This is a genomic window from Snodgrassella sp. B3882, from assembly GCF_026535915.1.
Taxonomy (GTDB): Bacteria; Pseudomonadota; Gammaproteobacteria; order Burkholderiales; family Neisseriaceae; genus Snodgrassella.
Genome location: NZ_JAFNPF010000001.1, coordinates 1,755,833 through 1,782,022 on the forward strand (window position 1 = coordinate 1,755,833; position 26,190 = coordinate 1,782,022).

At 39.5% G+C, this 26,190-nt stretch carries 22 protein-coding genes; 3 read left to right on the forward strand and 19 right to left on the reverse strand.

Features of this window, described 5'->3' with window-relative positions; translation table 11 throughout:
* Positions 1-167 precede the first annotated feature (167 nt).
* From J3U68_RS07380 to J3U68_RS07435, 12 genes are all read right to left on the reverse strand, one after another.
* Positions 168-926, reverse strand: coding sequence for a lysozyme inhibitor LprI family protein (locus tag J3U68_RS07380; protein ID WP_267375786.1), 759 nt, complete (start codon positions 924-926; stop codon positions 168-170).
* Positions 927-1,158: 232 nt separating this feature from the next.
* A complete protein-coding gene (locus tag J3U68_RS07385; protein WP_267375787.1) occupies positions 1,159-1,302 on the reverse strand; it encodes a hypothetical protein in 144 nt (47 codons plus the stop codon).
* A gap of 144 nt (positions 1,303-1,446) precedes the next feature.
* Positions 1,447-2,931, reverse strand: coding sequence for a DegQ family serine endoprotease (locus J3U68_RS07390; protein ID WP_267375788.1), 1,485 nt, complete (start codon positions 2,929-2,931; stop codon positions 1,447-1,449).
* A 79-nt stretch (positions 2,932-3,010) separates the two neighbouring features.
* On the reverse strand, positions 3,011-3,652 hold the full coding sequence (gene nth / locus J3U68_RS07395; RefSeq protein ID WP_267375789.1) for an endonuclease III: 642 nt from the start codon (positions 3,650-3,652) through the stop codon (positions 3,011-3,013).
* 7 nt (positions 3,653-3,659) lie between these two features.
* Complete coding sequence (locus J3U68_RS07400) at positions 3,660-4,313, reverse strand: thermonuclease family protein (protein WP_267375790.1); 654 nt, start codon at positions 4,311-4,313, stop codon at positions 3,660-3,662.
* 378 nt (positions 4,314-4,691) lie between these two features.
* Complete coding sequence (gene rpiA, locus J3U68_RS07405; protein WP_267375791.1) at positions 4,692-5,360, reverse strand: ribose-5-phosphate isomerase RpiA; 669 nt, start codon at positions 5,358-5,360, stop codon at positions 4,692-4,694.
* 90 nt (positions 5,361-5,450) lie between these two features.
* Positions 5,451-5,933 (reverse strand): 2-C-methyl-D-erythritol 2,4-cyclodiphosphate synthase, encoded by a 483-nt coding sequence (gene ispF / locus J3U68_RS07410; protein ID WP_267375792.1) that lies wholly within the window; start codon positions 5,931-5,933, stop codon positions 5,451-5,453.
* The gene (gene ispD, locus J3U68_RS07415; RefSeq protein ID WP_267375793.1) at positions 5,933-6,637 is read right to left on the reverse strand and encodes a 2-C-methyl-D-erythritol 4-phosphate cytidylyltransferase; all 705 of its coding nucleotides are present in this window, start codon (positions 6,635-6,637) and stop codon (positions 5,933-5,935) included. The genes ispF and ispD overlap by 1 nt, the downstream gene beginning before the upstream one ends.
* Positions 6,634-7,374, reverse strand: coding sequence for a DNA polymerase III subunit epsilon (gene dnaQ, locus J3U68_RS07420; protein WP_267375794.1), 741 nt, complete (start codon positions 7,372-7,374; stop codon positions 6,634-6,636). Before dnaQ ends, ispD begins: the two co-directional genes overlap by 4 nt.
* Positions 7,375-7,985: 611 nt before the next feature.
* The gene (locus J3U68_RS07425) at positions 7,986-9,386 is read right to left on the reverse strand and encodes a TolC family protein (RefSeq protein WP_267375795.1); all 1,401 of its coding nucleotides are present in this window, start codon (positions 9,384-9,386) and stop codon (positions 7,986-7,988) included.
* A gap of 98 nt (positions 9,387-9,484) precedes the next feature.
* Positions 9,485-11,422, reverse strand: a complete 1,938-nt coding sequence (locus J3U68_RS07430; protein ID WP_267375796.1) for a MacB family efflux pump subunit — start codon at positions 11,420-11,422, stop codon at positions 9,485-9,487.
* Positions 11,423-11,425: 3 nt separating this feature from the next.
* Positions 11,426-12,610, reverse strand: a complete 1,185-nt coding sequence (locus J3U68_RS07435) for an efflux RND transporter periplasmic adaptor subunit (protein WP_416384641.1) — start codon at positions 12,608-12,610, stop codon at positions 11,426-11,428.
* A gap of 506 nt (positions 12,611-13,116) precedes the next feature.
* Between J3U68_RS07435 and coaD the strand changes: the two genes are divergently transcribed.
* A complete protein-coding gene (gene coaD / locus J3U68_RS07440; protein ID WP_267375798.1) occupies positions 13,117-13,641 on the forward strand; it encodes a pantetheine-phosphate adenylyltransferase in 525 nt (174 codons plus the stop codon).
* A gap of 1,060 nt (positions 13,642-14,701) precedes the next feature.
* Complete coding sequence (gene adhE / locus J3U68_RS07445) at positions 14,702-17,320, forward strand: bifunctional acetaldehyde-CoA/alcohol dehydrogenase (protein ID WP_267375799.1); 2,619 nt, start codon at positions 14,702-14,704, stop codon at positions 17,318-17,320.
* Between the two features lie 438 nt (positions 17,321-17,758).
* Here the strand turns inward: adhE and J3U68_RS07450 are convergent, their stop codons facing one another.
* Both J3U68_RS07450 and J3U68_RS07455 read right to left on the reverse strand, forming a co-directional pair.
* Complete coding sequence (locus J3U68_RS07450; RefSeq protein WP_267375800.1) at positions 17,759-18,253, reverse strand: hypothetical protein; 495 nt, start codon at positions 18,251-18,253, stop codon at positions 17,759-17,761.
* Between the two features lie 34 nt (positions 18,254-18,287).
* Positions 18,288-18,650 carry a DUF423 domain-containing protein gene (locus J3U68_RS07455; RefSeq protein WP_267375801.1) on the reverse strand — a complete coding sequence of 121 codons (363 nt, stop codon included), beginning with the start codon at positions 18,648-18,650 and terminating at the stop codon, positions 18,288-18,290.
* A gap of 996 nt (positions 18,651-19,646) precedes the next feature.
* Here J3U68_RS07455 and J3U68_RS07460 point away from each other — a divergent pair.
* Positions 19,647-20,036 carry a hypothetical protein gene (locus tag J3U68_RS07460; RefSeq protein ID WP_267375803.1) on the forward strand — a complete coding sequence of 130 codons (390 nt, stop codon included), beginning with the start codon at positions 19,647-19,649 and terminating at the stop codon, positions 20,034-20,036.
* A gap of 752 nt (positions 20,037-20,788) precedes the next feature.
* On the opposite strand, the gene J3U68_RS07465 is transcribed toward J3U68_RS07460, so the two are convergent.
* The 5 genes from J3U68_RS07465 to J3U68_RS07485 all read right to left on the reverse strand — a co-directional run bounded on the left by J3U68_RS07465 (position 20,789) and on the right by J3U68_RS07485 (position 26,190).
* Positions 20,789-21,070: a hypothetical protein gene (locus J3U68_RS07465; RefSeq protein WP_416384642.1), complete on the reverse strand. Its 282-nt coding sequence runs from the start codon at positions 21,068-21,070 to the stop codon at positions 20,789-20,791.
* A gap of 251 nt (positions 21,071-21,321) precedes the next feature.
* Positions 21,322-21,429 (reverse strand): cytochrome bd-I oxidase subunit CydX, encoded by a 108-nt coding sequence (gene cydX, locus J3U68_RS07470; protein ID WP_267375804.1) that lies wholly within the window; start codon positions 21,427-21,429, stop codon positions 21,322-21,324.
* Positions 21,430-21,473: 44 nt separating this feature from the next.
* Positions 21,474-22,622, reverse strand: a complete 1,149-nt coding sequence (gene cydB, locus J3U68_RS07475) for a cytochrome d ubiquinol oxidase subunit II (protein ID WP_267375805.1) — start codon at positions 22,620-22,622, stop codon at positions 21,474-21,476.
* Positions 22,623-22,631: 9 nt separating this feature from the next.
* Positions 22,632-24,176 carry a cytochrome ubiquinol oxidase subunit I gene (locus tag J3U68_RS07480; RefSeq protein WP_267375806.1) on the reverse strand — a complete coding sequence of 515 codons (1,545 nt, stop codon included), beginning with the start codon at positions 24,174-24,176 and terminating at the stop codon, positions 22,632-22,634.
* A gap of 361 nt (positions 24,177-24,537) precedes the next feature.
* Positions 24,538-26,190 carry an amino acid ABC transporter ATP-binding/permease protein gene (locus tag J3U68_RS07485; RefSeq protein ID WP_267375808.1) on the reverse strand — a complete coding sequence of 551 codons (1,653 nt, stop codon included), beginning with the start codon at positions 26,188-26,190 and terminating at the stop codon, positions 24,538-24,540.

A 26,190-nucleotide genomic window follows, 5' to 3' on the forward strand; every position in this document is an offset into this window, starting at 1 on the left:
CATTTTTTTATTTCCACCTGTAAACAATCATTTCCCTTATCTAACAACCCCTTCAAGAACATAAACTTTTATCAAGGTTTCATCTTGGTCATTGGCTAAATTAGAATTGTCTTTTTATCTATGTGCGGTTGAAATAACACATCCAAATATAGCTGGCTTTGCCATTTCTAGTAAGGTGTAACTACTGGCATATATTCATGTAATTCATATGCATGTTTATACATAATTTCCATCAAACACTTTTCGTTAAGACATAAATCTCTTTGCTGGATAAACCTTTTTTGATTACCTTTAATTTTTTCAAACTCAATATGAGCATTATTGTAGTCATAATACTTTTTTATATTATGGTAAATATCATGGATACTTCTATCTAATCCAGATAGATAAATATTTTGACAAATCAGTTTTTCGGCTAATTTTTTTGCTTTTGAACAGGAGAAACTAGGAACAGTATCCTGATACTTTATTTTATTTATTTCTAAGATAGAATCATCTGTATTCATGATTAAATATGCGTCAGCATTTTTTTCAAAGAGTGTCCATGTTGTTTGAATATTAGGGCAAAAAATATCTATTTGGTTGACGGATTGGTTACCATCTTTGTTAAGAAAATCATATCTTAGCATTTGTTTACTATCTATCATCCCTATTTTGTTTAAAAACTCATCAACATGGATAGTAAACTTATCTAGTTTATAATTTGTACATTTTTCAATAAAATCACCAGAGTATATATTTGTTTTAATCTCATTTTCACTCCATTGGAATACTCTGTTAACATAAACTGGATCATCAGGGGACACTTTTTTCGTGTATGTGCTATCGCTAATATATACTTTATTCACTATCCAGTTATTAGTTAAATCTGCTTTTACTGAGAATGACAAAAGCAAGCTAAATAGTAAATAAATAATACGCACCATATTCTTTCCTTTTGATAAGTCTCTATCGCATCCCTGCTTAATTCTTTTTATCTTTTTCAAGATATTTTGATAAATTGTTTTAACTCTTAATAAAACCCAACATTAAAAAAATTAAAGCATCATATTGATATGATTACAAATCAATTTTAGCGCTTTCTCAATTTTATTTTTTTCGGAAATTATTTTAACTAAAAATAATTTTTTTTATTTAACTGATAAAGCAGAAACATTCTTAAACTTCCGTCAAAAATGCTTCTATTTCAGTTTCAATTTTTATACCAGCAACTTTAGAAATTTGTTTCACTACCTCAGATGAAATACCTCTTTCAGTTTCTAACCAATCCAAGTTGGCAGAAACTTTTGTTTGTGCTTTCACCCATTAAATAATATTTTTTCCTGCTTGTGATGTTGTTAATTTTCTCTTAATAGCTTTATTAGATAAACTAATCATCTCAACAGGATGCAAAATTCACTCCCTGGCAATTTGGCTTAAGGTAAATGATAGTGAAACAACCCGTGTTTACTGTAATACCAGAGCAACAAACAAAGTATTATTGCCACGCTTGATCAATAATGGAACTTGTTTTCCTCCATCGGCCACAGCTTTGCTAAAAGCTTCCCGATCGTGCACCAATGTTTGACCTACAGCGATGATAATATCCCCTCGGCGAATATCAGATTGCGCTGCCCAGCCACTGATATCATCTACCATCAATCCTTTACTGGTTTCACGCAGATTCAATCCAATATTGTGATTAGCACTATTACTGCCTTCAGTTGGTAAGACAGGAGAAGGATTATTGATTGCTGGCGCAACGGTGGTCACCACATTATCCAATACCACTTTAATATGATGCTCTTTACCCTTACGCCATATAGTCAGGTTAATCTGTTTTCCAGGTGGCAACAGCCCCACCATCACTGGCAATTCACTGGAATTATTCACGTTATCCCCATTTACACTGAGGACGATATCACCAATCTGCAAACCTGCTTTATCAGCGGCACCACCTGGTAGAACCTGAGTAATTAGAGCACCACTGGCTTTACTCATGCCAAATGATTTAGCTAAATTATAATTCATTTCCTGAATCACTACCCCAAGCCGACCACGTTGCACTTTACCTGCTTTTTTAAGTTGATCGGCTACATTCATGGCCACATCAATCGGAATGGCGAATGAAATACCCATAAAGCCGCCGCTACGACTGTAAATCTGAGAATTCATTCCCACGACCTGTCCTTTGAGATTAAACAATGGACCGCCGGAATTGCCTGGATTAATGGCAACATCTGTCTGAATAAATGGCGTGTAATTTTCTTCTGGCAGGCTACGTCCTTTGGCCGAGACAATCCCAGCAGTGACGCTATTATCAAATCCAAAAGGCGCGCCAATGGCTGCGACCCATTCCCCTACTTTTAGATCCTTTGGATTGCCTAACTGCACTTGTTGCAAATCACTGGCATTAATTTTCAGTAGAGCCACATCAGACTGTGGATCAGTACCAATTAACTGAGCCTGAAATTCATGTTTATCATTCAACAACACCTTAATGGTATTCATCCCTTTAACGACGTGTGCATTGGTCAGGATATATCCATCTTTACTGATGATGAAACCGGAACCAAAATTGTATTCGTCATCAATAGCCTGAGGTGTTTGAGGAACGTTCGGCAGTAATCGTCTGAAATACTCGTAAAAAGGATCATTATCCGGTAAAGTACCCGATCCGTTTTCACCACCAAATTCATCATCAATATTTAAATTTTTACGTGTAGCCTGAATGTTCACAACAGCCGGACCTTGTTGTTCAACCAGCTTGGTAAAATCCGGCAACAGCATGTCCACCTGATGGCCATTGTTTTGGTCGCCAGCAGGAATTTCTTTCACAAAAACTTGCTCTTGTTTTTCCTTACCAAACCATTGCTCAATTTTGTTGCAGCCAGCCATGACCATCAATACAGCCATCAGCATCGTCAACATACATTTGCGATTTATACGCATCAAAGTCCCTATCTTGAATGTTGATTACACAAGTAGTTTTAAAATACATTGTAGCGAAAAGAGTCTTTAAAATATACAATCAAACTGTTAAAGTACTCTTGGCTGGATACTCACATAAGTCATTAATTATGCATTGCTCACACAAGGGTTTACGTGCTTTACACACATATCGCCCATGCAAAATCAACCAATGATGCGCATTAAGTAAGAATGGTTTCGGTACCAGTTTGACCAGTTTGTCTTCAACCACGCGGACATCTTTACCTCTGGCAATACCGGTGCGATTACACACTCTAAATATATGGGTGTCTACTGCTATAGTGGGTTGACCGAAAGCAGTATTGAGCACCACATTAGCTGTTTTCCTGCCCACGCCAGGTAAACTTTCCAGCTCTTCTCTGGTCTGAGGCACCTCACCATCATACTGCTGAACCAGAATACGGCAGGTTTGCATAACATGCTTAGCCTTAGTGCGAAACAAACCTATGGTGCGAATACAATCCATTACCTGATCGATGCCCAAATCCAGCATCGCCTGAGCATTTGGAGCCAGTTTAAACAAATGAACCGTACATTTATTGACTGACACATCAGTTGCCTGCGCCGACAACATCACGGCGATCAGTAATTCAAATGGATTGTGATACACCAACTCGGTGGTCGGATGCGGACAAACTGCCTGCAAACGACTAAATATTTCTATACGTTTTTGTGCATTCATAATGGGTTTAATTAACGGTTTTTTTTTGCTGGCGAAACTGCCATGGCGCGACAGCACGAGCATTGTGCCACAAGCCTAATCTGTTTTGTTGCGCCTGCAACTGAGACTGCTGATAAAGATTAAAATCAAACTTATTTTGCTGTTTTTTTGCAATCGTATTGTAATGCCAAGCATAGCCTTGCATCACCATCCATAAATTGATATCAGCATGATTTAAACGGATTTGACCAACCTCACGTTTATACTGATCAATTGCCACCACTTTGATCTCCACATGCTGATATTCAATCCTCTTGGCTAATGCATTGCGACTGGCCTCACCATAAGCCTGATTCAATTCCGGTGCATCAATATTAGCCAATCGCACTTTATGCATATGCCCATTAACATCTAAAATATGCACTGTATCACCATCATGAACCGTTTTAACTTCACCTTGATAGGTTCCAAGTTTGGCTTCAGCCCATCTTTTTTTACTCTGTCGTTGTGGCTTTCCATCGACAAAATTTTTAGCAGTATGAACCCCTTCGTGTGCCTCACCCACCCAACTCAGAACAGGTAAAAGCCATCTATCTGGAACACATCCCTTAAAAAGAGTCAGTACAAAAGCAACACACAATAGCCAATATTTCCATTTAGCCAGTATATTCGACATATTCATGTTTTAATCCAACCCAGCAGTATCTGCTTTTCCACTCATAGACAAATACACCCTAAAATCCTTAGTCAATTGCTTTCGCCATATTTTAAACAATTTGCATCCATTTATACTCTTAGCCATGCAACATCATAACTTAAATTAGCGCTGATCCCTGCAAATTATTAACCTCTCCTTTCGACCGATCAGAGATATGTCTACCTCAAATAAACAGAAAGACAATAACTGAAAAGATTAAATTTCAACCCTATAACCGTTTGGCTTAGGAACAAAATCATCATCGGTGCAAAACAATTCTATTAGTAGCATAACAGCATAACCAGAATGAAAACAAAAGGCGGAAATTCCGCCTTTTGCCACTAAAATTTCATCACTTATACATCAACTTTGTGCCGTCAACACCTTCACTCCATCTGCACATCCAAGTATCAACAAATCCGCTGGGCGGTTAGTAAACAAACCATTGTCTACCACGCCGGGTAAATTATTGATGGCATTTTCCATTTTAATTGGCTCATTTAAATTCAGGTTATTGACATCCAAAATCAAATTACCGTGATCAGTGGTAAAACCCAAGCGCAAATTAGGGTCTCCACCCAGCTTTAATAATCGACGAGCCACCAATGATCGAGCATTCGGGGTTACTTCCACTGGCAAAGGAACATGTCCGAGTCGGCTGACATATTTACTTTCATCAGCGATACAAATAAATTGTTTGGATGCACTGGCTACGATTTTTTCATTCAGCAATGCCCCACCACCCCCTTTGATCATTTGCAATAAATGATTGACTTCATCTGCACCATCAACATACAAAGGCAGTCCATTCACCTCATTAAGTGCCACTTCATGAATCCCACATTTTTTCATCAATTCACTGGTTTGAACAGAAGTTGATACTGCACCTTTAATTCTGAGACCGCTTTCGGCCAGAGCCTCAATAAAAAACTTGACTGTAGAGCCAGTGCCGATGCCCAGATATTCATTTTCCTGTACATACTCCACAGCTTTGCGAGCTGCCAGACATTTCAATTCATCTTGTGAAGTCATACCGTTCTCTCTCTTTAATTAATTAGCGGAAAAACCCAATTCGGCATCCGCCTGAATCCGATAAAAATTATACCCTTTGTCACAAACTGATTAAACCGCCTGCAACAACACTACCGCCTGAGCTTCAATTGCCTCTTCCCGTCCCAAATAACCGAGCTTTTCATTCGTTTTGCCTTTGATGTTTACCCGATCAAGGGTCAAATTCAATTCAGCAGCAATATTAGCGCGCATTTGATCGATATACGGTCGCAATTTGGGCTGCTGCGCAATCACAGTCGCATCTACATTGACTAATTGCCAGCCAGCTTGTTGCACCTTTTGATAAGCTCCGCGCAATAAAACGCGACTATCCGCATCCTTATTGTGCACATCTGTATCAGGATAAAGTTTACCGATATCGCCCAAGGCTGCTGCACCAAGTAATGCATCAGTGATGGCATGTAATAAAGCATCAGCATCAGAATGGCCTAATAATCCCTTTTCATGTGGGATAGTCACGCCACCCAGAATTAAAGGACGCCCAACTGCCAATTGATGAACATCATAACCCTGTCCAATGCGAATGGCCTTCATCAGGTTGTCTCCTGTTGTAAAAAAAATCTTGCCAGTGCAAGATCTTGCATCGTAGTTATCTTTAGATTAGCAACATCGCCCATAACTAACAAAGGCTGAAAACCCAGCGCCTCAACGGCGGAAGCCTCATCGGTCACCGTAGATAAATCCGCATTGTCTAATGCCTGAATTAATATGCCTAAGCGAAACATTTGTGGGGTTTGTGCCTGCCACATAGCGGTACGATCTATAGTACGACAAACATGTCCTGTCTCATCAGCCAGTTTTAACGTATCACTCACCGGCACCGCCAACAATCCTCCCGCCGCATCAGAGTGTACTGCCTGAATCAGCCGCAGCACCGAATCTGTACGCACACAACAACGAGCAGCATCATGGACTAAAATCCAATCTTCTGGCTGCAATCCAAACAGCGTACGAGCTGTATACAGTCCATTTTTCACCGTTTCAGCTCGAGATGCTCCGCCACAACGCAAAATATGCACATGCGCAGACCAGTTTGCTGCGGAAATCACCTCATCTATATAACCATCGTCAACGGAAACCACAATCACGATCAGATCTATGCCATCAATTTGGCTTAGGCGATTTACCGTCTGTTCCAGCATAGTACGACCCGCCAAATCAACATATTGTTTCGGACGGCCAGCACCGAATCTTTGACCAACACCCGCCGCCGGAATCAACATAATTTGCCGGCTCATACTGGCAGATCCTTACCCTTATGCTCCCAACTACGCCATAAACATTGTCCAGAAACCACTTTATCCAAGGCTGCCAAATAAGCTTCGTGTTCTGCGAGCTCAGTTAGGGTTGGCGCAATGACCGCTAGAGCTTCATGATTGAGTCGTTGATAATTAGCTAATTCCTGCTTCTGACTATTACCATTAGGAGTGACCAACTCATCCACCAGACTAAACTGACTGCGTGTCATCGCCAAATACACTTCTGCCAGCAATTCACAGTCAATCAGCGCTCCATGCAACACCCGCTTACTGCGATCCACTTCCAGACGAGTACATAATGCATCCAGAGAATTTTTTTGCCCGGGGTATCTCTCCCGTGCCATTTGTAATGTATCAGTCACCTTGCTGGTAATTTGATCAACTATCGGCATACCCAAACGAGTAAACTCCATATCCAAGAAGCCAACGTCAAAGGATGCATTGTGAATCACCAATTCAGCACCTGAGATATATTCTGTAATTTGCTGTGCCACTGCTGCAAACACTTGAGCATTTTCTTTTTTGAGTTTTTCCGGCGTAATACCATGTATCGCGATTGCCTCTTCCGGTATATCGCGTTCTGGATCAACAAATAAATGCAGATTATTTCCTGTCAATCGCCGATCGATCATTTCCACACCGGCAAATTCAATTAAGCGGTCACCATTCTGCGCAGATAGCCCAGTAGTTTCAGTATCTAAAATAATTTGACGCATAAACGACACTTAAGCGGAAAACCGCAGATTTAAAACCCTAATCATACTAAAAAAGCCCATTCACGCATACCACATCACCCATAAGCCAACGAGCGAATCAATTTTGAGGCAGCGAAACCTAGCATACAAATGACGGGTAAAACTTAATTATTTATCTACCTAAAAATACATCACATTGATAAAACTTAAATTCAATTAATTTAAATTTTCATATTTTTCAAATAGATACAAGAGAATTAGATTTTTTTCACAAATAATAATAAATATCATTTGCAATTAGAAATAAAATTGTTTACTATGGTCACAGATGATCAACAAGCGGATCAAACACCTGCAAATGGTCATCCAGTCAACAACTTAGGAGAATATCCTGTTTTATACTTCAGAAAATGTGAGATAAATCGTTTTGCATTTTCTACCAAAAAGTCTACTCAACATAAAATTAATATTTGAAGAAAAATGTTTCGAATAGAATGATTTTATTTTGTGACTGATAGGAGTTAATTAAGAATGGGTAGAATGGATCGTTTGCTTTAAAATTTTATTGGTAGTGGTTTGTGTTCCTTTTTCGCCCCTTATTAGGGGCGCTTTTTTCATCTCAAACTGATGCATTAGTGCTCAATTGTCTTCACCAAATATCGACCAGCCATAGATTGATAAATCAAATTTTCATTCTGCAATACAGCATAGCGACTATTCAACACATTCTGAGCGGAGGCATATTCTTTATTTAAAGCATCCAGCCAATCACTCAACGGATTGGCACCGTATTGATATCTTGCCTGATAGTAGCGACTGTTTTTCTGATCAAAAACGTACTTTTTCTGTATATTGGCAAGCGTATTTTGACTTAGCGTATATTGCTGGTAATACCGATTGACCTCATTCAAAGCCGTTGTCAGCGATTGCTCAAAACTTAACTGAGCACTTTCAAAATCAGCCTTGGCCTGCTTGTTTTTCCAGTGCAACGTTTGCCAGTCCAGAAAAGGAAGGTTGATATTCACACTGGCTACCCCTACTGGTAGTCGCAAAGCTGATGAAGAGTCATTAGATCGTGAGTTAACCACCGCGCTCAGTGTAATAGATGGATACCAGCTACGCCGCGATGCCTGCTCAGCCGCATAAGCCGATTGCAGTCGGTATTCGGCCGCACGCAGATCCGGGCGGTTGGCTAACACCGATAAAGGCACATCAAGATTAACCTGACTAAAATTAATCTGCCCAAGTGAGGTTGGTCGAATATCCGTTTCTGCTCCTGGACGCAAATTGAGCAAATTATGTAACGACTGCACAACTTCAGCCCGATTTTGCTGTAAAGAAATCAACGTATTTTCTGCGTTCAGCAAAGATTGTTTCGCATTGATCGCATTGATACTACTTACCTTACCTGTCTGATACTGTGCCTGTGCGATATGGGCAATTTTGCGGTATTGATTGATACTCTTGTGGGTTAAATCAATGGCCCCATCAATATAAGCCAGATGAAAATACCCATCAACCACACTATTTATTAATGATAACCGACTTGTTTCCACATCCTGTTCACTGGCATGATATTTCCAGATCGCGGCATGCGTATCGGCACGCAATTTTTGCCACAAATCAACTTCATAACTCAAACCAATCTGACCATTAAAGCTACGATTTGAAGCCCCTCCATGCTTCAAGTCCTTTGAGCTACTGGCGCCCACAGAACCATTGGCAGTGGGAAACAAATCAGTTGCTGTCAGTTTAGCGTTGTATCGAGCCTTTTGTGCAGTTAATGCAGCCTGACGCAAATCAACATTATTAGCCAACGCTGTTGTTACCAGCTTATTTAAAATCGGATCTTGATAAACTTCCCACCAATTTCCAACTACATCGTATTGCTGCTCAATTTGCGCACTAGTCAGCATTCCCGCCTGCTGCAAATGTCTTTGTGGATATAACGTCGACGTACTACAGGCTGATAACACAGAGATCACAACTAACGACAAAGCTGCAGAACGAGTATTACCGATAAAATTTTTCATTTTTCATCACTTCGATTTCAGTTTTATCTGTCCGATTTAACGAACAGACAAACACCCAATAAACCTTCTTACCCATTAAATCCATGCCACCATACAGATTAATCACGCGATAAAGCATCAATCGGATTTAACTGTGAAGCCCTTTTGGCCGGCATAAATCCAAATACCACGCCAATTACCGTTGAACACAAAACCGCCATCACAATAGAAATCGTAGAAAATGACATGGCAAAATCACTTGCCAACAAATTAAATAGCACACTGATTGCAAATGAAAACAAGACGCCCACTAAGCCACCAATCACACAAATGAGTACGGCCTCAATCAAAAACTGTTCTAAAATATTGTGTTGCCGAGCACCAATAGCCATACGAATACCGATTTCTTTCACCCGCTCAGTCACCGATACCAGCATAATATTCATCACGCCAATACCACCCACCACCAAAGAGATCAGGGCAATACAGGAAATAAGCAAAGTCATTGTGCCTGTAGTGCTTTCAATCGTCTGTTTAATCGTGTCACTATTTCGGGTAAAAAAGTCTTCAGTACCATGGCGTGCTTTTAACAACTCTATTATGCCCTTTTCTGCCGTTTGCGAATTCACATTATCCTTAATCTTCACCGTAACAGATGTAATATATTTAGAGCCAGAAATACGATTCATCAGCGTGGTATATGGGGTATACATTTGCAAAGTATCACTATCAGCAAAGCCTGAATTATTCGGTTGAGCCACCCCAATGATCTTTAATGGTCGTTTATTAAACAGCATAATTTGCCCAATGGGGTTAGTACCATCAGCAAACAACTTATTTTTTGTATTATCGTCAATCACCACAATTTGACTATTCTGCGTCACATCATCTTCATCAAACAAACGACCAGACGCCAATTTAATCCCACGCACATCAAAGTATTGTTCCCCTACACCATACAACTGCGCAGAGAGCGATTGATTTCCATAGGTTAACGTCCCACGCATACTTGCTCCAGGCGTAACGCTTTCAACATAATTCTGTTCTTTCAACGATTCTGCATCCGCAACAGTGAGCGTTTTAATCCGGCTTGAACGCCGATCACCATACCCTTTACCCGGATAGACGGAAATCGTATTGGTGCCAATTGCATTAATGTTTTCCAGAATTTTTTGTTGAGAACCGCGTCCCAAGGCAACCACAGAAACCACTGAAGCAATACCGATAATAATCCCCAGCATCGTCAGAAAAGAGCGCATCTTATGCGCCATAATTGCCTGCACCGACATCTTAAAAGATTCAAAAAACTGATCTTTATAAAAATGCCATGAATTTTTTTCTTCTATACTGACAACTTGGCTGGGTTGGATGTCTTTGGTTTTGCTTTGATCAGCAATAATTTGCCCGTCACGAATTTCAATTACCCGGTTTGCATTAGCCGCAATCCCTGGATCATGCGTTACCATCACAATCGTATGACCAGCGGCGTGTAAGCCATGCAAAATTTCCATTACATTATGACCGCTGGCCGTATCAAGCGCGCCAGTCGGCTCATCGGCCAAAATAATTTCCCCACCATTCATCAGCGCGCGCGCAATACTCACCCGTTGTTGCTGTCCGCCCGATAATTCACTGGGTTTATTGTCTTCCTTTCCGCTCAATCCCAACTGATGCAACAATTCATCTGCACGCTTGTGTCGCTCAGCCAAATCCATGCCGGCATACACCGCTGGTAAAGCCACGTTTTCACGAGCCGTAAGCGAACTTAGCAAATTATAGCGCTGAAAAATAAAACCAAAACTTCTGCGACGCAAAGCAGCTAGCTGATCGCCATCCATTGCTGCCGCCTCTACCCCATCAATCTTATACGAGCCACTGGAAGGGACATCCAAGCAGCCTATAATATTCATTAGCGTCGATTTACCCGAACCAGACTGACCGATTATCGCGACAAAATCACCTTTTTCTATGCTTAAATTAATGTCCTTAAGCACATGTACACGGCTTTCGCCACTACCGAACCAGCGGTTAATATCCTTGATTTCCAATAAACTCATTGCTTACATTCTCGGTCCGGGCATCTTGTTGTTTTTAGACTGATTATTCTTAGCCTCAACATTATTCATCGAAGATAAAACCACCCTATCGCCTTCTTTCAGGCCCGATTTCACCTCAGTTCGCATCCCATCCGTAATACCTGTTTCTACCGCCACAGAATGAACCTGCTGATTAGCATCCAACACCAATACAATCTTCTTATTTTGCTGATGCTTAATTGCCTGATTAGATACAGTCAACACCCCTTTGACAGATTTCACCAGAATATTATTCTGAGTCGTCATACCAATATGTAACGCACCATCATCATTTGGCACCAAAGCACGGGCATAATAATAAATTGCCGTATCAGTCGTATCAGTACTGGTATTGTAACTGCCTTGAGACATCGTCGTTAGACCGGGGTCAACCACATCCAGTTTTGCATGGCGTTTTTTAGCATTATCAGCCAGCGTAGTGAAAGTCAAAGACATACCCGCTTTAACCTTGCCCATATCACCTTCCGCAATCTGCATCTTATTGAGCATTTTGCTCAGATCGGCCAGCTGCACAATAGTTGGCGTATTTTGACTGGCATTAACCGTTTGCCCTTCTTCAACCGGTATCGATACCACCGTCCCATCCATCGGGGCAGTAATGCGTGTATAACCCAGATCAGCCTCAGAAGTATTGATTGCAATCTGAGTCTGACGAATTTGTGATCTTAGTTCAGCCACATTAGCTTTAGCCGCGGCCAGACTATCTTGGGCATTTTCCCAGTCCGCTTTAGAAGTAGCATCTTGCGCCAATAAAGCACGTTCACGATCAAAAGCACGTTGCTTAACCCTTAGAGCAACCTGAGCTGATAATAATTGAGCGCGGTAAGTATCCAGGCGTGCTTTGTTGGTATTAAGCGTATTTAACTGCGTGGTCGAATCAATATTCGCAATCAAATCACCCTTCTTTACCTGCTGCCCTAACTTCACATATAACTTCTTAATTTGACCAGATGCTTGAGCACCAACATCCACCAGCTGAGCGGCCGCAATTTCACCAGTTGCATTGACTACCTGACTTAAATCACTGCGATGCACCTCATCCGTAATATAATTTACTTCTTCCTTAGAACGGAATATTCCCCATAAAACGGCGATCAACACCAGTGCTAACACCAGCCAGATTATCCTTTTTATCCATTTCTTCTTCATCAGCTTCAACATCCAAAAATAACAGCGAACATTTTGCCCAAATTAGTTAAGTCACTAAAAATACCGCCGATTGTAAATGACGATAAAACTCCCAATCAACCAGATAGATTCACCCTTAACCAAAACCGCCACACCATGCACCAACCTCTGCACAGCAAAGCCAAACATTATACCAAAATCATAATACCAGTCCTAGACTATTGCGGTTAAAACAACTCATCCAACCACTTCGCAATCATACAAGTTAACTACCCTAATCCAATGCTTTTTAACCGTTTTTTAAAACAGCTCCACATAACTTGCAATTCATCCAACAGAATTCTACAACCAAGATTCGACTAACAGCAGTTATACAGTCATCATTAACCTATCAGCAATAGATGCAAACGTTCTGATTCATGTACAATAGTCATTTAAATAACCAACCAATACACCGCTGCTTAGACAAGCTACAATTTTACTTGTACTTTCAGCGAATACCTTATAAATAATCTGAAACAAGCATAATGAACAAAACCACCCATCGCCGAGCGGTTTATGCCGGCAGCTTTGATCCGCCAACCAAAGGTCATTTATGGATGATCCAAGAAGCACAGCCCCTGTTTGATGAATTGATTGTCGCTATCGGCATCAATCCGGAAAAAAACAGCACCTATAGCTTGAGCGAACGCAAAGAAATGCTGCAAGCAATCACTGCTGATTTTCCCAATGTCACCATTAGCTCTTTTGAAAACCAATATCTGGTTAATTATGCCCAAAGCGTTGGCGCTGATTTCATCATTCGCGGTATTCGAACTGCATTTGATTACGAATATGAGCGCTCCATGCGACATATCAACCATGACCTCCAGCCCAATATATCCACCCTATTTTTAATGCCGCCTCGAGAATATGCCGAAGTCTCTTCTACCATGGTGAAAGGATTAGTTGGGCCTGATAATTGGACAGAAATAATCCGTCGCTATGTCCCAGAAGCGGTTTATGAAAAAATTATCGAGGACCATATCCGCACCCAAAAAGAAACTAAATAAAAGTGAACACATGAGAAAGAACAGGCACGGAAATTTTCCAGCCTGTTTCGTCCTAGCCCGACAGACAGAAATTGCCATGCATGCTAGTAAACACCGCTTCTTTTAAGACCATTTCTACAGCAAAAACGTCATTCAGTAACCTTCAGATCCATCCCCATATCATCCCAAAAAATGGCAGATAAAACCAACCAAATCACCACATAATCTGCAAAAAACTGCTCAAATCGTACAATAATTGCCAAGAAAATGATGAAGGATAAATAATTTAAATCCAGATAAAACAGAATTGAAGCGATGGAGCATCATCGCGGTGAACTTTTTCAAATACCCCTTTTCCAGCCAACAAGAAACACACTAATAGCCAAAACGCCATTTTGCCAAACGCAATTGATAACTAACTAACATGTTCATCACTTTTATTTCTGTTTTTCACTTAACAACCTTTCTGCCACAGATGCAGCGTATATAAAGACCATAACCATGTCAGAAAAACAGGAAATTTTCATTATAGCTGATATGCATAGTAGATAATTAACCTTCTAAACAAAGAAACTTAATATCTAAACAAACTAAAAATTAATTAGCCATTCATCTATATTTATATAACATATAATCTTAAGAATATTGGTGCAACACGGTTGAAAAAGTCCTTAATCACCCATCCATTAGCTTAAAAAACAGTTATTATCACAGATCACCACAACCAAATATGTTATAAGAATATTTTTGTCACTATTTTACCTTTTAAAATGAATTAACTAATCTAATTTATGATAAAAAGATAATTATCATTGAAAACTGCTTAAAAACTTAATAAATGCCTTATTAAAAATAAATAAATAAATATTTATAATAAAAATCATATACATGAAAGCTAAATTCAAATTTTTATCCATAAAAATGTAAAAAAATATTGTTGCTGGTTAATAATTATTGTATAAGGTAAACAAACAGATTTACGCTAACGTAATTTCTGTTTGAAATAATAACGAGTAATTAACAATATCAAGGAAGACACCAAGCAACGTAGATTTATTTTATTAATTTTCAGGAGAGATCTATGGCTGTAACCAATATAGATAAGTTAAACGAGTTAATGACCCGTGTTAAAAAAGCACAGAAAATTTACTCAACTTATACACAAGAACAAGTAGATCATATTTTCACAGCAGCGGCTAAAGCTGCTGCTGCAGCAAGAATTCCTCTGGCACAGCAAGCTGTTGCCGAATCTGGAATGGGGGTTGTAGAAGATAAAGTCATCAAAAACCTGTTTGCAGCAGAATACATATTTAATAAATTTCGCCATGATAAAACCTGTGATGTTATCGAAGAAAATGAACAATTCGGTACCATCACCATAGCAGAACCACTAGGCGTTATTTGCGGTATCGTACCAACCACCAATCCAACATCTACAGCCATATTCAAATCTCTAATCAGCCTGAAAACACGAAACGCCATCGTTTTCTCACCTCATCCCCGAGCCAAAAAATCCACTATTGAAGCTGCACGCATAGTTCTGGAAGCGGCTGTCCAAGCCGGTGCACCCAAAGACATCATCGGCTGGATTGATGAACCTTCCATCGAATTATCCAATAGCCTCATGCATCACCCAGATATTGCCGCCATTCTGGCTACCGGTGGTCCTGGCATGGTAAAAGCTGCCTATAGTTCTGGCAAACCAGCACTTGGGGTTGGCGCCGGTAACACGCCGGTTGTGATCGATGAAACCGCCGATCTTCGAAGAGCTGTCGCCTCAGTTCTCATGTCTAAAACCTTCGATAACGGTACCATTTGCGCATCCGAACAAGCTATCGTGGTGGTAGATTCCGTTTACAACGAAGTCAAAAAACTATTGGGCGAATATGGAGCATATGTACTGGATGCCAGAGAAAACAAAGCCGTTCAGGGCATCATCCTGAATGAAAAAGGAGCTTTAAACGCCAACATCGTTGGTCAGCCTGCCGCCAAAATTGCCGAACTGGCCGGTATTAAAGTACCAGCATCTGCCAAAATATTGGTGGGCGAAGCCACCAAAGTAGATCATTCAGAACCTTTCGCTTACGAAAAACTATCTCCTACATTAGGCATGTTTAAAGCAAAAGATTTTGAAGATGCCGTAGAAAAAGCCGAAAAATTAGTCGAAATGGGTGGTCTGGGTCATACCTCTGTACTATATACAGATCAGGATGCCAATAAAGACCGTGTAGATTATTTTGGCAAAAAAATGAAAACCTGCCGTATTCTCATCAATACCCCTTCTTCACATGGAGCCATTGGTGATTTATATAACTTTGATTTAGCGCCATCACTGACCTTAGGTTGTGGTTCTTGGGGTGGAAATTCGGTATCAGAAAATGTTGGTCCGAAACACCTGATAAACAAGAAAATCATCGCGAAGAGAGCAGAAAATATGTTATGGCATAAATTACCCAATTCGATCTATTTCCGTCGTGGCTCACTACCTATTGCCCTTGATGAAGTCATCGAACAAGGCGCAAAACGCGTATTTTTGGTTACCGACCGATTCCTGTTCGATAATGGTTATGCCAAACTCATTACCGATCAATTAGAAGAAAAAGGCGTCTTGTGCAAAGTATTCTCTGATGTGGCTGCTGATCCGACCCTAAGCGTTGTGCGCAAAGGTACTGAAGATATTGATGCCTTCAAACCCGATACCATTATCGCCTTAGGTGGTGGTTCACCCATGGACGCAGCAAAAATCATGTGGGTATTGTATGAGCATCCTGAAACCAAATTTGACGAACTGGCCTTGCGATTTATGGACATCCGCAAACGCGTTTGCCACTTCCCAAATATGGGTAAAAAAGCCAAATTAGTTTGCGTTACCACCACTTCCGGTACCGGTTCTGAAGTTACCCCTTTTGCCGTGGTGACTGATGATGCTACAGGGCAGAAATACCCCTTAGCTGATTACGCTATCACCCCTAATATGGCTGTGGTTGATGCTAACTTAGTCATGAATATGCCTAAATCCTTATGTGCATTCGGTGGTTATGATGCAGTTACCCACGCGTTAGAAGCTTATGTTTCCATCATGGCAAACGAATTTTCCGACGGTCAGGCGTTACAGGCATTAAGCTTGCTCAAAGCCTACCTGCCAGCAAGCTATAAAGAAGGCGCTAAAAATCCAGTAGCGCGTGAAAAAGTTCATAGTGCCGCAACTTTAGCTGGTGTCGCTTTTGCGCAAGCGTTCCTTGGCGTATGTCATTCCATCGCACATAAACTGGGCGCAGCTTTCCATGTACCGCATGGATTGGCCAACGCAATGTTGATTTGTAACGTTGTTCGCTTCAATGCCACCAATAAACCAACCAAACAAGGCACCTTCAGTCAGTACGGCTATCCAAAAGCACTACAGCGCTATGCCGAAATTGCCGATCATCTGGGTCTGACAGCAACAACAGACAAAGATGAGAAAAAAGTTGAAAAACTCTTAGGCTGGTTAGATCAATTGAAAAAAGACCTCGATATTCCTATGTCTATTCAGGAATATGGCATACCAGAAAAAGACTTCTTGGCTGCGGTGGATAAATTAGCAGTGGATGCATTTGATGATCAGTGTACCGGTGCCAACCCACGTTATCCTTTAATAGCTGAATTAAAACAAATCTTGTTGGATTCTTATTATGGGAAAGTGTATACCGACAAAAACTGAAATCAGCAAAAAGTTTAATTTATACACTCATTAAACAAGAAAAATAGCCAATATTTTTCCGTTTAAACCAAACCCTGAAATAATCAATATTTCAGGGTTTTTTATTTAATAAAAAAAATCAAGTGAACCACTATTACTGATTCATTCCATTAACCATTAAATATAAATCCAGCGTTCTTACATCGATAATACTAAAGATTTTTAATCACCAATAATTGATTAATTAAAATCATACCAAATAAATATTTTTAACCAGATAGAATAAAACATTTCTGATCTAATATTCTTTTGCAAGACTAGTTTAATAATATTGTGGGACAATATTTCTGAAGATCTGAAAAAAAATTCACCTCATAAAAACCAATCTTCTTTTCTCACATTTTTGTAACCCCAGTGTTCACCATTTCTAGTCACCATATTCACCTTACTAGCCTGAAATCATTTTGCCTTTTCCTGCTGTACATGAAATATCAACTTATCCGCTTTATTCTTATCAATTATTAGCATTAAGAAAGGATGGATGGAGTAATTGATCGCAGCGCCAGATTTTACTTTTAGAAATAAATGTAATGTTCTTCCATCTTGTCTTAAAGCAACCGGAGTGATTTCCATCGATCTTTGTACCACGCCAGCATCATAGACCAATACTTCCTCCTTTTCAAAATCAATCGCTCGATTTTTCCAGGAAGAAGCTGTATATGCATAGCCAAAATACTGATTAAAAACTGATTGACTTTTAATTCGTGCTGGAACCTGATTTTTGACGGTATTTTTAATAAAATATACCTTGCCTTGATAATAGGGAATTTCAACCGAATTCTTAATCAACGTATCACTGTTATATTCTGTGGTGGAAGAAGACTTAGGATTACTACAAGCACTTAACTGAAGACTCAGGCAGATAAGCAATAAAGAAAATATAGATCGCTTCATATCATCACTCCTTGCAGTAAAATAGCCAACAAAGTCAATATTGTTTGAACGCAACTCTCGCCAACGCCAACCAGCCTAAGATCATTGCCACGCCACCTACAGGTGTAATTGCACCCAACCAGCCAGGCAGCCCTAATGCCATCAAATACAACGATCCACAAAATACCACTATACCAAACTGCAGCAGGCAAAATGGTAATTTTACTTTCATATAGGGAACAGCTTTAACTAGTATCCCCATGGCTACTTGTCCTAAAGCATGATAGAAAAAATATTGTGTAGCAGTGTGCCACCATTCTAGTTGTTGAGTATCAGCAAAACTCTTCAATCCATGTGCGCCAAAAGCACCCAACATCACCGCTAAAGCAAGATTAATTGATGCAAACCCTAACCACATAATTTTCCTTAACCCTTAAAATAACAACTTTTTTGTCACTATAAATAATGAAGAACTTTATTGATCCTTCTTCATTATTCCCCAAGAAATGCCTAGTATTTGCCATTGTATATCCAAGTCACTTTTTCTTTGGCAAACCTTAAAATAGTTCAAAAGCAAACTGTAGCAATTACCGTACCAAGTGCTAAGCAGCAGATGATTTTGATATTGGTCGATCTGAAACTTAAAAATAATTTGAAAACACAATAAATATCCAGAGATATTTGTTTATAACAATAAAATCAGACAAACACAAATGAACAACCTTAATTAAGGACGATAAAGATACGATGAAAAATGTTGACTCCTTGTTCAGGCATCAGTAAGCACGATTAACGAAATGCTTATTGTAAACGCTTATCATAGAGAAGGAAGTTATTGATAGAACAACCCACCGTTATTTCGCCAGAACTAACATGGGTAAAAATATAAGAGCAGAAAATGTTAAATCATAACACCACGATCATAAGAGACCTATGCCAGCTATCAAATTAATCGTGCTAACCAAAATTTATATTTTATTCAGACGTAGACAAATCTGAAAAAAAGATTTCTCCACGAAAGTAATCGTATATAAAAACCATGTAACTAGTATTAGAATCTAAATATCACTTATTGATTTGAATAAATCTTGAGTTTAAAAGGGTCTAAAGACTCAGCGGAACTGAACAGAATGTTTAATCTTTCATGAACATATTCTTATAGAATAATTAAAACTGGCGTATTTATCTAAACAGATTCCCTAGGAACACAGAAAAATCACAAATATAATTAAATCAATAAAATAGATGCATTTTTGCGGTGTAACTTTAATCAACACCTTGTAAAAACTTGGGCTTCCTTTTCAATCGGCTTATGCAATTACCTTATACGACAGAAATATCTTACAATAACTCTAATGTTAATGCTTATTATTAACGCTATAGATTCCATTATTAATCTTTACAACCCATATAAATGTATTATGAAAAAATTTTAGCATTCATTACTTATATTGGACTTATTATTTATACGCTTAATGCAGCCTATTTCGATCATCGGTTAAAAGTAAATGGAATTGAAACCACAGCCATCATTAAAAACGTCCATAATTACAAAGTTAAAAATCAGGATGAGGCTGTCGTTACCGTGCAGTTTACTGACCGATTAAACAAAACCTATGTTACCAAAATGACTACTCATAATTCATATTCCCCAGATTCAACCATCCAAATCATTTATGATAAAAATAAACCTCAAGTCGCGGATATAGTAGGCAATAGATACTATAAGGATGAATTAACCATTCTTTTTTGGGGCGTTATGCTAATCACCATCGCACTTTGTATCTTTAGACCTCAGTTATAGCTTAATAATGTTTTCTCGGCTGATTGATTTAAATGCAGCGTTTAATCAGAATCTATAACCATAAAAATTTTTCAACTCATTAAATGTAGTGCATAAATTTATAATCATCTGATTTTACTGCAACAATCCTAGCCCTAAAAAATATATTGACCATACAATACACAATACGATTAATAGTTGCTAAATGCGCTGCCTGAAATTTTTTTATGATGACATCCATAATGCAATCTAGAATGAAAAAAACATGTGCCATCTTAAGGAATTGTTAATCGAACATCACCTTTATGCTATCGATTCGGCAAAGAAAACTACATACAGGTGTAACCAGACTGATTCCTGTTTACTACCAAAACTGTGAGGAAAAAAGAATTAACTGACCTGTTGAATTTAGCTTAACCTTTGGTGAGTAAATTTTTTTTATTTAATTCATTTTGCATAGGTATTAACTCAATCTTACTTCCAGAATAAAAATTTGGTCTCAAAGCCTCTCAAAAACAGGTACATTTCCAGAACAACAGTATAAATCAAATAGCAATATTCTAATTTGGGTCAAAACTGCAGCGACATAGGCAGTAAACTGGATTGATACACTCAATCATGTTTATTATCTTATTTAAATTCGCTTTTTCTGCACTTAAAATTTTCTCATTAATCGGCAAAATTTTGACCAAAATGGAGATTTTAATCACAAAAAAAATTGATTCATCTCTTTAAATGAGAAATGAATCAATTTTGAGCATCAAAAACAAATTTTATTTACAGTTGATGCCTGCTATTTGTGGGGTGGCCGCTTCACCAACTTTAATGACACAAGTTGTTTTACTGCTGCCAGAGACAGTTAGATTTGCACCGTTAAGTTGCAAATTTACCGGTTCACTCACCCCCATTTTGACAGCAGTAGAGGCGAGCTTCTGTACGTCTGCCGGCGTATAAGGGGTATTGTTTGCATTCACTTTAATGTCTTTTGCATTGACACATACGGTCATAGCCAAGCCTAAACTGAATATTAAACTGTTACGAAATAATTTATTCATCGGATTCCTTTCCGAAAACCAACCTTAAAATAAGTATCGGATCTTATGTAGCTATAGTCGACACTTAAAAATCTGCATTACACTTAATATTATGGTGCTTTTACGAAGACATTCAAGTCATTTCTCCGTTATTACACCAAAATTTCAATCATGTAATAATATTTAAGTTAGCGAATATATTAACACAAAATCCGATTGTCTTAATTTAGATTTATTAATGCTGGGTTCAGAAACAACAACTTTCAGCCAGATTAATTGTCTAACTGTTCCCGGTCATGCTGGTACTCACCCCATAATGCATTCACTACAGCGAACAGCACTGCAAAACCTATTCCTAAGCACCATGCAAAATACCACATATAAACTCCTTTTTATATTGCTGAATTTAGGCAAGCAATACTGGTCAATATAAACTGTGATCATTCTCTTTAATCATGTCCGTTGTGATCTTACCGCGCATGACTTTATAGCACCAACTGGTGTACAACACGATAATCGGTACAAAGATCAAAGCAACAACCAACATGATCGTTAGTGTAGTCTCACTCGAACTAGCATCCCAAACCGTCAGACTGGAGCGTAAATCAGTATTAGATGGCATCATGAATGGGAACATGGCTACACCCGCAGTGCCAATCACGCCAGCCAATCCGATGGCAGAAGCCCAAAAAGCTGTAAAGATTTTGTCTGCTTTGGCTAATAACCATGCAAGAATAAATCCAGCATAGGCCAAAATAGGCACAATAAACAAAATCGGATGCTCTACATAATTATTCAACCATGCACCAACTGCTACTGTTACCTGCTTATTCAGCGGATCTGGTGAAGCATCAGGAATATAGCTACCTGCTACCATGCTATAACCGTTAATGCCAAATTTGATCCAGATCCCGGCTAAGGTAAAGGTGATCAATAACACAATCAATGCCCAAGTACTGGCTTTCTTCGCCCGCTGTTTGATTATGTTATCACTGCGTAAGGCTAAATAAATTGCGCCGTGAAAAATAATCATGGCAACCGATACGACGCCACATAGCAAACTAAACGGATTGAGCAAGCCCCAGAAAGAACCTGTATAGAAAGAACGCAAATCTTCAGTAAAATGGAAGGGCACACCCAATAATAGGTTACCAAAGGCCACACCAAAGATCAGTGGTGGGACAAAGCTGCCGACAAACAATAACCAATCCCAGCTATTGCGCCAAGTAGGATTATTGATTTTACTACGATAATCAAATCCGACCGGACGGAAAAACAATGCCCATAATACTGCCATCATCGCCCAGTAAAAACCAGAAAAAGCGGTTGCATACACATAAGGCCAAGCAGCAAATATGGCTCCGCCACCGGTGATAAACCATACCTGATTACCATCCCAGTGTGGTGCAATACTGTTAATTAAAACTCGACGTTCATCATCGTTTTTACCGATAAAGGGCAATAAACATCCCACCCCCATATCCTGACCGTCCATGACTGCAAAGCCAATCAACAGAACACCGAGCAATAGCCACCAGATGAATTTCAATACTGAATAATCTAAGAATTCCATGGTTCACTCCTAGTGTTTTGTTTCAATATCATAACGGCCGGTACCCAGCGAACCTGGACCTTGACGGGAAAAACGAACCATTAGATAAACTTCAACAATCAATAAGATCGTATAGAGCACTGTAAATCCGAAGATCGAACCCCATATGCTGGCGGTTGTCAGCGACGACGCAGATAAACTAGTTGGCAAGACGCCATATACAGTCCAAGGCTGACGGCCATATTCCGCCACAAACCAACCTGCTTCACATGCCAGCCACGGTAATGGAAAACTCCACAGAACTAATTTCAGTAACCAGCGTTTTTCCGCAAAGGTATTGCGGATAGATGAATACAATGCCACAAGAATCACTACCAGCATCAGGAATCCACACAATACCATCAAGCGGAAACTCCAGAACATAGGAGCGACACGTGGTATGGTTTCTCGGGCAGCATGAGCGATGTCTTGTTGCGTTGCCTGACGCACATCCGGTACATAAGATTTCAACAATAATCCAAAGCCTAGATCATCGCCATATTGCTTTAACGCTGCCTGAGCCTGTACATCATTGCGATTTTTACGCAGTGTTTCCAGAGCAACAACAGCTTCACGACCATTCTCTATTCGCTTGGTATTATGAGCAATAATCTCTTTGATACCCGGAATCTGTGTATTCAATGATCTGGTACCAATAATACCCATTGCATAAGGAATTCGGATGGCTGCATCGTTTTTCATTTCTTTTTCATTTGGAAAAGCGATCAAATTGAATGGTGCCGGTGCGGGATCGGTTTCCCACATCGCTTCCAGAGTAGCCATTTTGGTTTGCTGTGCTTTACCAATGGTATAACCGGATTCATCACCTAAAATGATTACGGACAAAATTGAGGCAGCACCGAATGCGACTGCAATGCGAAAACTCTTTTTGGCAAACTCAACATCTTGTTTACGCAGTAAATACCATGCAGATATGGCCATAACAAAAATGGATGCCGTCACATAACCAGCTGATACGGTGTGTACAAATTTATTTTGAGCGATTTCACTGAGGAAAATCTCAGCAAAACTGGACATTTCCATGCGCATAGATTCAAAATTGAAATGTGCGCCAACCGGATCCTGCATCCAGCCGTTTGCCACCAAAATCCACAAAGCCGATAAGTTGGTACCCACAGCCATCAGGATGGTAATGAAAAGATGCTTGGGTCTACTCAGGCGATCCCAGCCAAAAAAGAATAATCCAACAAATGTGGACTCAAGAAAGAAGGCCATCAATGCTTCAATAGCCAGTGGAGCGCCAAAAATATCACCTACATAGTGAGAGTAGTATGACCAGTTAGTTCCAAACTGAAACTCCATGGTAATGCCTGTGGTGACACCTAGAGCAAAGTTAATGCCGAACAATTTACCCCAGAAGCGAGTCATGTCTTTATAAACTTCTTTACCAGTTAACACATAAACAGACTCCATGATAACTAATATCCAGGTCATGCCTAATGTTAATGGTACAAACAAAAAGTGATAAAGAGCGACCAGAGCAAACTGTAATCTTGACAGTTCTACCAGATCCATAGTGCTATTCCTTGTACGTAATAATAATTATTATCATTTAAACAAAGGTTTAAATAGGTATGTATTGGTAAGGATAATACATACATATAAAGAATGGCAAAATTTTTTTAATCTGTTTATGTCTGATTAATGTCAATATTTGTAGCGAAATATTTTATGTTTGTGTTTATAATAATTTTATTTGTCAAGTTTATTTATAAATGAATTTCTGATTTACATTAAATTATCAAATATTTTTCTCATATCCAATCGACGATTTGGGTTAAATATGAGTATCAGATAGCGGTTAGACCAAGATGCAGTCTTCTTTGCTCAATCTTAAATTTTTCATTCAAAAATAAACAAAAAATAGATTTCTTGTTTAAGTTATGGCCAAAACTTGCGCCTGTGGCCAGTAATTTGCCTGATGACTGGCCACAATTAAAATACCATTTTGTTGCTGAATTTCCAATATTCGAGCAATCTGAACACAGGTCTGTTCATCAATTCCGGCAAAAGGTTCATCAAGAATCATAACTGGATAGGGTCGCAAAAGAAAACGTGCTAACGCTATCCGTCTTGCTTGTCCTCCGGAAATGGCAGCGCCGTACTCTCCCAGAGCCGTATCAAGTGCCTGAGGCTGCGAACGTGCCCACTCGGCCAATTGCACTTGTTCTAAAACTGTCCACAATTCCTCATCAGAAGCATCTGCTTTTCCCAATCGCAAGTTTTCTGCCAAAGTCAGATCAAATATATCCAGTTGTTGGGACAAATAGGCTATTTTTCCCTGCCAATCCCAGATAGTATAGGGCTGGTCATTACAACTTAAGGAACCACCACAAGGTGGCAATTCGTTAGCTAAAACGGATAGTAAGGTTGATTTACCAATGCCTGATGGACCAGAAATATGTAAAATCTCTCCATTACCTATTTGAAAGTTGATATTTTCTGCACCATTGATGGCTTCAGGCCAACGAGCAGATAAATTTTCTGCTTTGATAAAAATTTGTTCAGATAATGTTTTTTGCTCCAGAGTGGAAATATTTTGCGTCTGAATGAGCTCATTAAGTCGCTTACAAGCAGCATGACATAATCCATAAGAAAGAATATTTCTCCCCAGCACCACTACGAGCTCACTAAAGCCTAAAATCATTAATAGTATCGCCAGTAGCATGGCAGCACTCATCTGTCCACGTAACATTAAGTGACTTCCCTGCCACAGTATCAGGATCATGGCTAAGGCGAGAAAAATGTGCTGCATGAGCATGATTTTTCCGGCTATTTTCTGCTGTTGAAGTTGACTGCTGACATATTGCTGATCTTGATCGTGAAACTGGTTGGCGAAACGTGGCCATTGTTGCCATTGCAACAGAGCGGTTAGTGCGGCCAAAGGCTGCAATAAAGCTGCTCGTCGCTGTTCAACTTGCTCCGCCTGCTGTAATGCTAAGCGAAATCCGTATCTGTTACCTAAGAGAGGAATGATGACACAGGCGCACATCAGAGGGACAAAAATTAACCCAGCTAGCATCAAACCGCCTGCAAACCAACTCCACAATGTTATCAAAAGCATCACTGTTAGCGCCCATAAAGCTGGTAAAATGACATTGAGAGGCCAAACATTGAGAAGATCAATATCACTGATCAGCCGATGCATTTGACGTATTGAAGCCGGTTTATGCTGTTGAACCTGCGCCAAATGAGCAAACATACTACTGCGCAAATCAGACAGTAAACCCAACACTGCATCATGTGAGACCAGACGTTCTCCATACCGTCCGGCTGTACGAATAATTGCCAGTAATCTAATCACACCAGCTGGGGTGAAATAATTAAAGGTATAAGCGGTAGTTAAACTAATTAGACCAGTCAAACCTGCCGCCGTTAAAAACCATCCGGATAATGCCAACAGACCAATACTGGAGAGCGCTGCAATCTGACCCAACAACCACGCAAATAACCAGATTTTGCGACGGCTGGACAACATACCAGACAAATGCAGACGGCCATTTTTCCATAACAAATCAGCATTTTTCAT

Coding starts and splice junctions, on each gene's coding strand:
- nth (WP_267375789.1), bottom strand. CDS start 3,652: ATGAATGCACAAAAACGTATAGAAATATTTAGTCGTTTGCAGGCAGTT.
- J3U68_RS07430 (WP_267375796.1), bottom strand. CDS start 11,422: ATGAGTTTATTGGAAATCAAGGATATTAACCGCTGGTTCGGTAGTGGC.
- cydX (WP_267375804.1), bottom strand. CDS start 21,429: ATGTGGTATTTTGCATGGTGCTTAGGAATAGGTTTTGCAGTGCTGTTC.
- adhE (WP_267375799.1), top strand. CDS start 14,702: ATGGCTGTAACCAATATAGATAAGTTAAACGAGTTAATGACCCGTGTT.
- J3U68_RS07465 (WP_416384642.1), bottom strand. CDS start 21,070: ATGAATAAATTATTTCGTAACAGTTTAATATTCAGTTTAGGCTTGGCT.
- ispF (WP_267375792.1), bottom strand. CDS start 5,933: ATGAAGGCCATTCGCATTGGACAGGGTTATGATGTTCATCAATTGGCA.
- J3U68_RS07480 (WP_267375806.1), bottom strand. CDS start 24,176: ATGGATCTGGTAGAACTGTCAAGATTACAGTTTGCTCTGGTCGCTCTT.
- coaD (WP_267375798.1), top strand. CDS start 13,117: ATGAACAAAACCACCCATCGCCGAGCGGTTTATGCCGGCAGCTTTGAT.
- J3U68_RS07460 (WP_267375803.1), top strand. CDS start 19,647: ATGTATTATGAAAAAATTTTAGCATTCATTACTTATATTGGACTTATT.
- J3U68_RS07400 (WP_267375790.1), bottom strand. CDS start 4,313: ATGAATATGTCGAATATACTGGCTAAATGGAAATATTGGCTATTGTGT.
- ispD (WP_267375793.1), bottom strand. CDS start 6,637: ATGAGCCGGCAAATTATGTTGATTCCGGCGGCGGGTGTTGGTCAAAGA.
- J3U68_RS07450 (WP_267375800.1), bottom strand. CDS start 18,253: ATGAAGCGATCTATATTTTCTTTATTGCTTATCTGCCTGAGTCTTCAG.
- J3U68_RS07435 (WP_416384641.1), bottom strand. CDS start 12,610: ATGAAGAAGAAATGGATAAAAAGGATAATCTGGCTGGTGTTAGCACTG.
- cydB (WP_267375805.1), bottom strand. CDS start 22,622: ATGGAATTCTTAGATTATTCAGTATTGAAATTCATCTGGTGGCTATTG.
- J3U68_RS07380 (WP_267375786.1), bottom strand. CDS start 926: ATGGTGCGTATTATTTATTTACTATTTAGCTTGCTTTTGTCATTCTCA.
- dnaQ (WP_267375794.1), bottom strand. CDS start 7,374: ATGCGTCAAATTATTTTAGATACTGAAACTACTGGGCTATCTGCGCAG.
- J3U68_RS07425 (WP_267375795.1), bottom strand. CDS start 9,386: ATGAAAAATTTTATCGGTAATACTCGTTCTGCAGCTTTGTCGTTAGTT.
- J3U68_RS07390 (WP_267375788.1), bottom strand. CDS start 2,931: ATGCGTATAAATCGCAAATGTATGTTGACGATGCTGATGGCTGTATTG.
- J3U68_RS07455 (WP_267375801.1), bottom strand. CDS start 18,650: ATGTGGTTAGGGTTTGCATCAATTAATCTTGCTTTAGCGGTGATGTTG.
- rpiA (WP_267375791.1), bottom strand. CDS start 5,360: ATGACTTCACAAGATGAATTGAAATGTCTGGCAGCTCGCAAAGCTGTG.
- J3U68_RS07485 (WP_267375808.1), bottom strand. CDS start 26,190: ATGAAAAATGCTGATTTGTTATGGAAAAATGGCCGTCTGCATTTGTCT.